Raw genomic sequence first — 10385 nt, forward strand, 5'->3', positions numbered from 1 at the left:
TTACCTCCAATTTTTGATTAAAAAAAGACGATCCATAAGATCGTCTGCACTAATATTGTTTGTTTCCTTACCGCTTATCCGGCAGGCTTTACATATTTTTTCCAATAACGTGTTTTGCACGCTTAATTTCGAATACAATGTTGAAACCTGTGGTATGCCAATATCAGCGGTTTCACCTCTAGTTAAAACACCGTCCGCGAACCCGAGTTCTACCGCCTTGTTAGCATCCATCCACGTTTCCGAATCCATTAAATGCGACAGTTTCACACGGTTAAGCCCTGTTTTAATCTCGTAAGCGTTAATAATGGACTCTTTTACCTCATCAAGCATTGATATTGCTTTTTCCATTTCGCTTCTGTTTCCAAAAGCAACAGTCATAGGATTATGGATCATAAGCATTGACACCGGGCTCATATAAACCTTTGTGCCAGCCATCGCAATAACCGAGGCCGCCGATGCTGCAATCCCATCAATCTTGACTGTCACGCAACCCTTGTAATCCATGAGCATGTTATAGATTTGTGCCGCAGCCACACAATCGCCGCCAGGCGAGTTAATCCACACGGTAATATTTCCACTACCAGCGTTTAACTCGTCTTTAAAAAGTTGTGGTGTAATATCATCATCAAACCATGATTCTTCAGCAATCGTACCGTTAAGAAACAGTGTCCTCTCAAAAATCTCATTATTCTCATTGTTTACCTTTTGGTTTTTCCACTGCCAAAACTTCCTCATTACCTTTTTCCTCCTTTCCGCTACTGTTTGCGAACGCTCCAGCACGGTTAAGTGGGAGCATGTTGCCGTTAATCAAATACAAGTCGCCACCCTCACAGGCGGGAATCTTATCCAGGTTTTCTAACTGTCTAATATCGTTTGCGCTCATCCAACCGTTTTGACGAGCGGTAGCATAACCATTCATACGACTCTGATAGTCTCCTCGAAGAAGACCATCCACGTTAAACTTCACATAATAAGTTTCTTTCTCCTTATCAGTAAAAAGCCGCCTCGTAATAGACTGTTCAAAACGCGCCACCCAAGGATCAAGCGTGTATTTCACAAACTCCAACGACTGCTGCTCAATATTAGAAAAACTCGATTTTTCCAAATCACCAACCATGTGTGGTGGGACTCTAAAAATACGAGCAATCTCGTTAATCTGAAACTTACGAGTTTCAAGAAACTGCGCTTCGTTAGGCGAAATAGAAATAGGCGTATACTTCATGCCTTCCTCTAAAATCGCTATCTTATGCGAGTTAGAACCCGAGAACCCCTTATTCCAACTATCCCTCATACTTTGAGGATCTTTTACTGTTCCGGGGTATTCCAAGATGCCGCTTGGTGTAGCACCGTTAGCGAAAAACGATGCACCATACTCTTCCGTAGCTATCGCCATACCGATAGCGTTTTTTGCCATCGCAATAGGCGAATAGCCAACAAGACCGTCAAAACCAAGACCGGGAATATGAAGCACGTCAAAAGGTTTAAGTTTCACACTCGTTTCTTTACCCGCTAAAACATCACTATCATTTAACGTATACTCGTAAAAAATTTGACCACTCTCATCCCGGTCAACTCTCATACGATCAGGCATTAAAGGGTATAAGCCTAAAACCTCGCCTTTACCGTTTCGAATAATCTGCGCGTAAGCATTACCCCATAACAATAGATGCGTCATCAATGTTTCTCTAAACACGAAGCTTGTCATTTCAAGATTCGGCTCATCATGAAGCACCTTATACAAAGGATGTTTAACCGCTTTAGCCGTACCCGTACTCGTCCGCTCATACACGTGAAGCGGCAGGCTCGCCACCGCCTCAGACAGGATACGCACACACGAGTAGACAGCCGTCATCTGCATCGCCGAACGCTCATTCACCCTCTTACCCGAAGAAGACATGCCACTAATAAACCTTTGAGCATTCAAGTTAAAACGATTCTCAGGCTTATCTCTACTCTTAAAAATTTTACTAAAAATATTCACGACCCACCTCCTTACATGAATAGGATTCCTCGAGCGTCATACACACTCTCCGTGTTCGCGTTACCGCATCTGATAGCACGGTCAAGTGCCATGATCGTTGCGATAGCACCATCAATTTTCTCGGTTGATTTTTCCTTATCTGCCTTAATGTTTCCTGCAGGATCGGTGCGGATGAAAATGTTATCCATATTCCAGCGCAGCACCGGATGCCCAGAGTGTGCGATTTTCTGCTCGAGTGTAAGCTTCATAAGCTCCTTGGTAGGCGGACTCATATCCTTGAATCCTTGTCCGAACGGAACCACGGTAAACCCCATGTTTTCAAGGTTTTGCACCATTTGCACCGCGCCCCAACGGTCGAAAGCAATCTCACGAATATTGAAACGTTCACCTAAAGTTTCGATGAATTTTTCAATAAACCCATAGTGAACAACGTTTCCTTCCGTAGTCTTAATAAACCCTTGTTTTTCCCACACGTCATACGGCACGTGGTCCCGTTTCACGCGCAAACTCAAGGTTTCTTCAGGCACCCAAAAATAAGGTAGGATACGAAACTTATCCGACTCATCTAAAGGCGGAAACACAAGCGAAAAAGCCGTAAGATCAGTGGTGCTTGAAAGGTCAAGACCCCCATAGCAGACCCTGCCCTCGAGTTCTTCTTCGTTCACCTGAAAACCGCAAGCATCCCACTTTTCCATCGGCATCCAACGAATAGACTGTTTCACCCACTGGTTAAGACGAAGCTGACGGAAAGCATTCTCTTCACCAGGATTCTGGCGGGCTGACTCGAAAGCAGCCTTAACTTTCTCCATTTGAACCGTCACCCCAAGAGAAGGATTAGCTTTCTTCCACACCTTCGGATCCGTCCAATCATCCGAATCTTTTGCACCATAAATCACTGGGTAAAAAGTTGGATCAATTTTCCTACCCTCGAGAATATCAACTGCTTTCTGATGCGTCTCATAGCAGATCGAATGCGTATCCGTACCAGCCGTGGTAATCAGAAAATATAGTGGCTGCATGCGAGCATCCCCAGAGCCTTTAGTCATCACGTCAAAAAGTTTACGGTTTGGCTGCGTGTGAAGCTCATCAAACACGACACCGTGAATGTTAAACCCGTGTTTAGAGTACGCTTCAGCCGATAAAACCTGGTAGAAACTGTTAGTTGGTAGGAAAATAATACGTTTTTGCGAAGCTAAAATTTTAACCCTACGATTAAGAGCCGGACACATTCTAACCATGTCCGCCGCCACATCAAACACGATTGTTGCCTGCTGACGGTCCGCCGCACAACCATAAACTTCCGCACGCTCCTCATTATCCCCACAGCATAAAAGCAGTGCCACTGCCGCGGCAAGCTCACTTTTACCCATCTTCTTAGGTATCTCAATATAAGCAGTATTAAACTGACGGTAACCATTCGGTTTAACCACGCCAAACAAGTCCCTGATAATCTGCTCCTGCCAGTCAAGGAGCTTAAAAGGCTTACCGGCCCACGTTCCTTTCGTGTGTGTTAAACATTCGATAAAACTTACAGCATAATCCGCTAAATCCTTACTATACGTTGAATCTTCTTTTTTAAACTTAGTAACCTCGTATTTTTCCAACTTAAGCTCCTCCTTTCTTTAGGCATAAAAAAAGACGCTTACTTGCGTCCACATCATTTCCTTATCTTTCCTACGAGAAACAGGGCTTTAAGCCCTGCTACTTTTAATAAAACTTCAGTTTTTAGTTTCTAGCGTCTAGGATCATTTCTAAAGCCTCGTTTGCAAGCTTATCTGTTGGCATAATATCCCAGCCTCTATCGTAGTTTGCGATAACCTTGTTATTGTTTTTCAAAGTAAGCTTGGAAATTTTTCCCTTGTTAATCCCATATTCGCTTGGCTCTTCAAAAACCTTCATGCTGTAGCTTACAACCTGATCTTCTACTCTAAGCGTATCTTGTTCCCACATGGTTTTGCTCCTTTTTCTGTGCTTTTTGTTAGTACTATATATCACTCTAAAAGCACAGAATAGCAAGTCATAAATGAGAAAAAATCGCAGGTAATTCCACGATTTTTCTTTGGTTTTTGCCAATTCTGTTTTTAGTTTCTTGCTTGTTTAATCGCTTGGTAGGCTTTTTGAATATCCTTGTCCAGGGTTTCAGCATCCGTAAACAGTTCAAACTCTGTATCGTTTAGTTTTCCTTCGCTTACCTTCCAAAGTTCCTCGTGGGCTTGCATGGCGCAGGTTTTTGCTGTTTGTGCAATGTCGAGCATGCTGATAGCCGAGCTAATTTTTCCTTCTTCAGCTTTTTTGATTGCGTTTAGAGCGTAGCGTCTGCAGGCTTTAACTTCGCTTGTAAGTCTTTGTAAGGTTTCTTTTTTCATAGGTTTTTCTCCTTTGCTTTTGCTGATACTATATATCACTCTAAAAGCACATATTATCAAGCAATAAATGGGATAAAACCGCTGGTATTTCCACTAATTATTGTTCTTACAAGTCGCTAATTTTTCGGCACTTATCCACGCCATAAACAACGCTTAGCCCGCTTCCTGTTTCCCAAGAAACCATGATTGAACCCATATCATCAACACCTCGTACTCTGCCTTTAATGCCGATAGGGGGTGCCTGAACATCATCCATTAAGATAAGCTCTACCAAACAACCTTTAGGATAAGTTTTTCTAAGCTTTTCAACCTGTTTTCTACTTAATGCTCTCATCATTCACCTCTTTCGTTTCTAAAAACACATGAGCCTGCTAAACGGGAAAGCAGAATCTTTCTATCCTTTTTAAACTCATCTCCAATAAAGCCGAGCCTAAGAAGAAAACATCTGAAGGCATACTTATCGTTAACCGGCTTATGTTTAGTTTCATTCACATGTTTTACTTCCAAACTCATTTTGCAAAGAGCCAAAATAAGCTTCATGTAAGTATCCATATGGTCTTGGCTTACATCTTTAAACCAGGGAAAACTAACTGTTTCATCGTTTTCCTCTATTTCAAGGCTTGCCACATCGAGTGCTTTTTTAATTAAATCACCCTTGTTTTTGATGATTTTTCTAAGCTTAGTCACATCCAGCTTATCTTTTGGAAACTCTACTGTAAGCATGCGTGTGCTTTCATCTTGTGTTTTAGGAAGGCTTATACCATAATCGCCCTCAAGTATTTGTTTTAGATCCTTTAGGTCTTCATCATCCACAGATGTTACTGTCCCAGTTTTACCGACTGTGAAAGGACCTATCTTGTAAGCCATGCTGGGGGTTTTCAGATATGTAGCTTTAAGACCTGTTAAGTTTTCTATTGCTTGTATGAGTGGTTTTCTTTTAGAACCTTTTAAGCCATATTCTAAGCTCATTTTAATACCTCCTTTAGGTTTTTCCTTGTGTATATACATCACTCTAAAGAAGATATTTAGCAAGTCTTATGTGCTTTCTTTTCCCTGAAAATAAGCGATATTTTTGAGAACGAAATACACGCAGGGAAGCGCTACACCGTTGCCCCACATCTTGTATTCTGCCGAATCAGTGTGGGGCTTTTTAAGCCATTTGATTATCTGATTTTTACTTTTCGGCTTACAGGCGTTCGTGACTAGTTTTCGATGTGTTTCAAACACATCCTGCCAAAAGATAAGCTCTTCATCGCTTGGATTTTCTGTTTGAAGATTATCACACCAACAGTCAGGAAAGCCCTGCAGTCTTGCACATTCTTTCGGTGTTAAACGTCTAACCACATAGTGTTTATCCTCATTCATATCGTTTATGACAGGAGGATCTTTATAGTCACTTGCCACAAGCGTGTCTGTCATTTCAGCCCGAGCATTCGTGTGATGCGAGTTTTTACTCGTAGAGTACACTATTGCAAGACCGCCTTGATTAGCTTCAGGCGAGTTTAGCCCTGTGTTAATTGTTCTTGCCAGTTTCGTTTCATACACGTTAGCACGCTTGTTTTTCGTGTTGAGTGATGTTAAACGAACGTCAAAACAGGTTTTATCACAAACCACAAAAGGCTGATTATTCCCACCAGTTCCAAGACTTGCTCCTATGGTATTACTAATATCTATCGGTCCTTTAAATCTAGAGTCCTGTCCGTGATTTTCAAACACGAGCGGTGGATGGTTTCCCACACTTGCTGTAAGCGTGCCGCTTTTGTTTTCAAACACGTCCATTCTGCTTCCGCCCTGATCGTTTAAACAGTATCTTTCGATTGCATCACCAGTGCCTGTTTCAAAATGTCCGGCAGTTTCTTGCCACGGCTTTCCGCTCGCCGTAAAATCCCCAGGCATGCTTTCTTGCTCAAATAATATTTTTCCGGCACTTTGTCCATCAAAATCTGCGACAAGAAAGATACGTTTTCTTCTCTGGGGTACTCCGAAGTATGAAGCATCAAGTACCCTCCATGCGAGTGAGAAATCTTCTGCCATGACAAGTCCTGCACTGCTCCATTTTTCAGGTCTAGGAGCATTAAACGTATGTCCTTTGACAGCACAGATTTCTTTGATAACTTTCTCGAAGTCTTCTCCTTTATTTGAGGAAAACGCTCCCGGAACGTTCTCCCAAACGATATATCTTGGTTTTTGTCCACCTGTTTTCCTCCTCATCTCTTTAATAATCCGAACCGCTTCAAAAAACAGGTTCGAGCGAGAACCGCTAAGGCCTGCCCGTTTACCTGCAATCGACATGTCCTGACAGGGGCTTCCAAACGTGATAATATCAACCGCTTCCACAGTATCGCCTTTAATCTTTGACACATCACCTAAGTGCTTAACATAAGGTAATCTTTTAGTGGTAACCCTTATAGGAAACGGCTCAATTTCACTAGCCCATAAAGGTTTAATCCCTGTAAGCGTAGCTGCTAAAGGAAAACCGCCCGAGCCATCAAAAAGGCTGGCAAGTGTAAGTGTTTTACTCATCGCCAGCCTCTTTCATCATTTCAATTGCCTGCTCGTAACTATACTGTTTCCCATCTCGTATAAGAACCACATCTTCTGTTTTATCATCATGAAACTTCATGTAGCGTTTAACTGCAACATCAATGAATTTAGGTTCAAGCTCCACTCCAAAACACACTCTTCCAATCTGCTCACAGGCTATAAGCGTGGACGCTGAACCTAAAAACCCGTCTAACACAACACTGTTTGTTTGCGTGCTTTGTTTAATAAGATAAGCAATCAGCGGCACAGGCTTACTGGAAGGATGCCCACAGCCTTCTTCCTTCGAGTTTTTAATCCCGTCGAATTCAAACACGGCTGTCTGTTTCTGATCGCCATACCACTTATGTTTACCGTCTTTACGCCAACCGTAAATAATCGGCTCCATGTTAAACTTCCAGTCCGTTCGCATAAGTGGCGCTCTCGGCTTTTTCCAAATTAAACCTGCTGCCACCTTAAACCCCGCGTCCTCAAAAGCATCGTAGAAAACACGTGCTTTCATCGTTGCGTAAAACTCGTAAATAGATGCGTCAGCGGCCATAGAGTTTTTGAAGTTGGTAAAAACTTTCATTAAAAACTCGTAGCCTTCTTTATCGCTTAAATCATCGTTTTTAATTTTCCCTGACGCGTTTTCAAGGTTCACGAAATAAGGTGCGTCCGTGCAAACAAGATTTACTTTTGTTTCACCCAGCAGTTTTTCAAACGTGGAAGAATCGGTTGAGTCCCCGCAAATAATACGATGCTTACCAAGCATCCATATGTCACCCGTTTTAGAAAAGCACGGTTCTTCCAGTTCTTTTTCAACATCAAAATCATCATCACTTACGTCTTTATCAGCATCAAAAATATTGGAAAGCTCCGCCTCGTCAAACCCGAGAAGATCAAGGTTAAAATCAGCTCCTTCAAGCTCCGATAACTCGACTGCTAAAAGCTCACTATCCCAGCCTGCGTTAAGCGAAAGCTTATTATCCGCAATAATATACGCACGCTTTTGTGTTTCAGTTAAATGGTTTTCTTTCACGCACGGAACTTTTTTAAGACCCAGTTTTAATGCCGCGGCAAGCCTGCCATGCCCTGCAAGAATCGTATTATCCTCAGCCACCAGAATCGGGGATAGAAAACCAAACTCACGAATACTTGCCGCTATCTGAGATACTTGCGCCTCCGAGTGCGTGCGAGCGTTTCTCACATACGGGATAAGCTCACTTACGTCAGCCAAATAATACTGCATTTCTTTTTCCATAAGCTTTCCTCCCGTTAGAAAAGACCCCAGCAAGCCAGCTTTTCAAAACCACCCACCGAGTCAATATAATCTTTCGCGATTTTCACAATCTGCGCATACGGTTTACCATCAACCATCTCGTCCCCGATAGCGCAAGAAAACTCAACCACCCGGCCGGTTTCCTGTGCTTTCAAAAACGCGTAAATGTTAACCGACACGTCAGCTTTCGTAAGATCTTTACCATGAAGGCCGCCGCCTGTAACAGCATCAGCCATGTCTGACCCGAGTTTTCGGTTAACCGCTCCCGTATCAACGCTGATACCGCCCGTCCAGTCGCCTAAAGGATTAACAAACGCATTCGGATAGTCTTTCAATAAGTCTTCTCGTTTAGCGTGAGACTGGCAGATGATAAGCTTTTCACCATCAAGAACATACTTGCCGTCATACGGATACTTTTCATAAACCTTTCGAGCAATAGCCGAGAGTTTCTTCTGTTCGTCTGTTAGTGGTACGCCTTTAAAAATCCCGTTATCGCCACAGCGAACCATGCCGTTTTGGTTTTGGCTTAAATGCTTATCCTGTGGCACGACCGTAATATCAATCTTTACTTTCCCAGGGCTTAAACGGTGGATAATATTTTTAATATCCTTAAACTTAAACATCACCGTGCTTTCAATGCACACGGCACACTTACCATGCCCGAGCATCACTTCAACAGCAATCTTCGGGTTCTCAGCAATCTTGTAAGCCAGATCAACAATTGCTCCGGCAATACGATCCGCAATCTTGTCCGGGTGACTTGGATTTACTTTTTCTATCATAATTTTTCTCCTTATAATTTTTTACGTGTTAAAAGCAGGCGTTCCATTAAATCGTTTTGAGGTGAAACACCATCAAACTCAGTCGAACAGTTTTCTTTCACAATCTGGAAAATCTCATTCCAAAGCCTGACCGCCTGATTCATGTAGTTAATACCAATATTTATAAAAGGCGATGGTATCGGTTTACCCGTGGTCGGATGCTTGGAAAGGAACCCGAGTTTACTGGTTACTTCCTCGCATTGAATCCAACGAGCACAGCTCATCGCATACCGTTCAATAAGAGGAGATGGCACTTTACTGCTCACACCAATGTCTTTTAGCCACTTCCACGTTTCTTCAAAAATTTCTCTAGCCTGAAGCTGCGTACCATCTTTTTGCGTGGCGGATAAAAACTCGTGAGGCTGAGGCATTTCAGCACCTTCAAGCTCCGGAATATCAAGAACGCTTAAAGGCCTGCCACCGGGGTTTCCGTCATTCGCTTTTTCAACAACTGCTTTCTTCTTTCGCCCGGCACCTACGCGTCTGCCGCCACGACCGCCGATATTATTTGATTTTGTAGGCAAACTTTCCGCCTCCTTCCCACGTGAGTTTTAACTCAAAAAAATTTTTCTTGTCTGATTTTGCCTATTACCCTTTTGAATACGCTGTTTTTGCACGCGAGACCCTGCGCCCGTTCCCCAGGGAATAGGTTTTTAGAGATTTTGACCGCCCCTGGGGTGGTTTTTATCTGTTATGCCAGCGATCTCCACGCTTAGCGTGAATTTTAGAGTGACAGGATTTGCATAGAGAAATAAGATTATTCCTCTCATTCGTTCCGCCTTCAGCAATCGGTTTAATATGATGAACCTGCTCAACAGGAACAAGCACACGATTCTTAAAGCAAAGCTCACAGAAAGGATGCTCTTTCACATAAGAATCCCTTACTTTCTGCCATGCTCTACCGTAACGCTTGTGAGCATCATAAGGACGCTCGTATTTTTCGTATCGTCTGTTCTCTTGTTTTAAGTGTTCTTCACAAAACCTGCCGTCAGTTAGGTTCGGACAGCCTTGATAAGAACACGGTCTTTTAGGTTTTCTTGGCAAGACTTATCCTCCCTTCGGGCATGAAAAAAGCCCTTTGAGATAATCTCAAAGAGCTTTTAACAAAATCATTTACAAAACTATATCACTATTTTCCAATTACATCGTTTAATACTTTCCAGCCTTTTTCACAAAAATTTATGTTTTCATTACATATAGTTTTTCCATTTTTCTCAATGATGATACTCGCCGCAAGGATACTATCACTATCTTGCTCAATAACATCACCATTTGCGGTTTTCCACTTTACTAGAATATCACTTTTACTTAATTTACCTTCAAATGGAACAACAATCCGATTTGGTTCGTCAAACTTACTATCAGAATAGGTGTTGATAATTATTTTATCTTTTTGCTTATATACATCTATGTAG

The 10385-nt window shown here is 42.4% G+C and carries 12 protein-coding genes and 1 pseudogene; all 13 read right to left on the minus strand.

The window, feature by feature from the left end; genetic code table 11:
- Positions 1 to 735 (minus strand): head maturation protease, ClpP-related, encoded by a 735-nt coding sequence (locus A5294_RS03785; RefSeq protein WP_082851881.1) that lies wholly within the window; start codon positions 733 to 735, stop codon positions 1 to 3.
- Entirely contained in the window at positions 692 to 1981 is a 1290-nt protein-coding gene (locus A5294_RS03790; protein WP_064340502.1) for a phage portal protein, read from the minus strand. Before A5294_RS03790 ends, A5294_RS03785 begins: the two co-directional genes overlap by 44 nt.
- 11 nt (positions 1982 to 1992) lie before the next feature.
- Positions 1993 to 3585: a terminase large subunit gene (locus A5294_RS03795; protein WP_064340503.1), complete on the minus strand. Its 1593-nt coding sequence runs from the start codon at positions 3583 to 3585 to the stop codon at positions 1993 to 1995.
- 121 nt (positions 3586 to 3706) lie between these two features.
- A complete protein-coding gene (locus tag A5294_RS03800; RefSeq protein ID WP_064340504.1) occupies positions 3707 to 3931 on the minus strand; it encodes a hypothetical protein in 225 nt (74 codons plus the stop codon).
- A 131-nt stretch (positions 3932 to 4062) separates the two neighbouring features.
- Positions 4063 to 4347 carry a hypothetical protein gene (locus tag A5294_RS03805; RefSeq protein WP_064340505.1) on the minus strand — a complete coding sequence of 95 codons (285 nt, stop codon included), beginning with the start codon at positions 4345 to 4347 and terminating at the stop codon, positions 4063 to 4065.
- A gap of 106 nt (positions 4348 to 4453) precedes the next feature.
- The gene (locus A5294_RS03810) at positions 4454 to 4684 is read right to left on the minus strand and encodes a DUF4314 domain-containing protein (RefSeq protein ID WP_231880188.1); all 231 of its coding nucleotides are present in this window, start codon (positions 4682 to 4684) and stop codon (positions 4454 to 4456) included.
- Positions 4681 to 5316 carry a hypothetical protein gene (locus A5294_RS03815; RefSeq protein WP_064340506.1) on the minus strand — a complete coding sequence of 212 codons (636 nt, stop codon included), beginning with the start codon at positions 5314 to 5316 and terminating at the stop codon, positions 4681 to 4683. The genes A5294_RS03810 and A5294_RS03815 overlap by 4 nt, the downstream gene beginning before the upstream one ends.
- A 66-nt stretch (positions 5317 to 5382) precedes the next feature.
- Positions 5383 to 6870, minus strand: a complete 1488-nt coding sequence (gene dcm, locus A5294_RS03820) for a DNA (cytosine-5-)-methyltransferase (RefSeq protein WP_064340507.1) — start codon at positions 6868 to 6870, stop codon at positions 5383 to 5385.
- Positions 6863 to 8131 (minus strand): site-specific DNA-methyltransferase, encoded by a 1269-nt coding sequence (locus A5294_RS03825; protein WP_064340508.1) that lies wholly within the window; start codon positions 8129 to 8131, stop codon positions 6863 to 6865. Before A5294_RS03825 ends, dcm begins: the two co-directional genes overlap by 8 nt.
- 14 nt (positions 8132 to 8145) lie before the next feature.
- Positions 8146 to 8931: an S-adenosylmethionine synthetase N-terminal domain-containing protein gene (locus A5294_RS03830; RefSeq protein ID WP_064340509.1), complete on the minus strand. Its 786-nt coding sequence runs from the start codon at positions 8929 to 8931 to the stop codon at positions 8146 to 8148.
- Between the two features lie 11 nt (positions 8932 to 8942).
- Positions 8943 to 9494: a P27 family phage terminase small subunit gene (locus A5294_RS03835; RefSeq protein WP_064340510.1), complete on the minus strand. Its 552-nt coding sequence runs from the start codon at positions 9492 to 9494 to the stop codon at positions 8943 to 8945.
- A gap of 160 nt (positions 9495 to 9654) precedes the next feature.
- Positions 9655 to 10014 carry an HNH endonuclease gene (locus A5294_RS03840; protein WP_029600105.1) on the minus strand — a complete coding sequence of 120 codons (360 nt, stop codon included), beginning with the start codon at positions 10012 to 10014 and terminating at the stop codon, positions 9655 to 9657.
- Positions 10015 to 10099: 85 nt separating this feature from the next.
- Positions 10100 to 10385, minus strand: a pseudogene (locus tag A5294_RS06800) (hypothetical protein); the annotation flags it as partial.

Source organism: Gardnerella sp. 30-4 (assembly GCF_001641215.1).
In the GTDB taxonomy this organism is placed as follows: domain Bacteria; phylum Actinomycetota; class Actinomycetes; order Actinomycetales; family Bifidobacteriaceae; genus Bifidobacterium; species Bifidobacterium leopoldii.

Bases quoted from the DNA above. Each gene is read 5' to 3' on its own strand.
- A5294_RS03785 (WP_082851881.1), bottom strand. From the start codon at position 735: ATGAGGAAGTTTTGGCAGTGGAAAAACCAAAAGGTAAACAATGAGAAT.
- A5294_RS03800 (WP_064340504.1), bottom strand. From the start codon at position 3,931: ATGTGGGAACAAGATACGCTTAGAGTAGAAGATCAGGTTGTAAGCTAC.
- A5294_RS03805 (WP_064340505.1), bottom strand. From the start codon at position 4,347: ATGAAAAAAGAAACCTTACAAAGACTTACAAGCGAAGTTAAAGCCTGC.
- A5294_RS03810 (WP_231880188.1), bottom strand. From the start codon at position 4,684: ATGATGAGAGCATTAAGTAGAAAACAGGTTGAAAAGCTTAGAAAAACT.
- A5294_RS03815 (WP_064340506.1), bottom strand. From the start codon at position 5,316: ATGAGCTTAGAATATGGCTTAAAAGGTTCTAAAAGAAAACCACTCATA.
- dcm (WP_064340507.1), bottom strand. From the start codon at position 6,870: ATGAGTAAAACACTTACACTTGCCAGCCTTTTTGATGGCTCGGGCGGT.
- A5294_RS03825 (WP_064340508.1), bottom strand. From the start codon at position 8,131: ATGGAAAAAGAAATGCAGTATTATTTGGCTGACGTAAGTGAGCTTATC.
- A5294_RS03830 (WP_064340509.1), bottom strand. From the start codon at position 8,931: ATGATAGAAAAAGTAAATCCAAGTCACCCGGACAAGATTGCGGATCGT.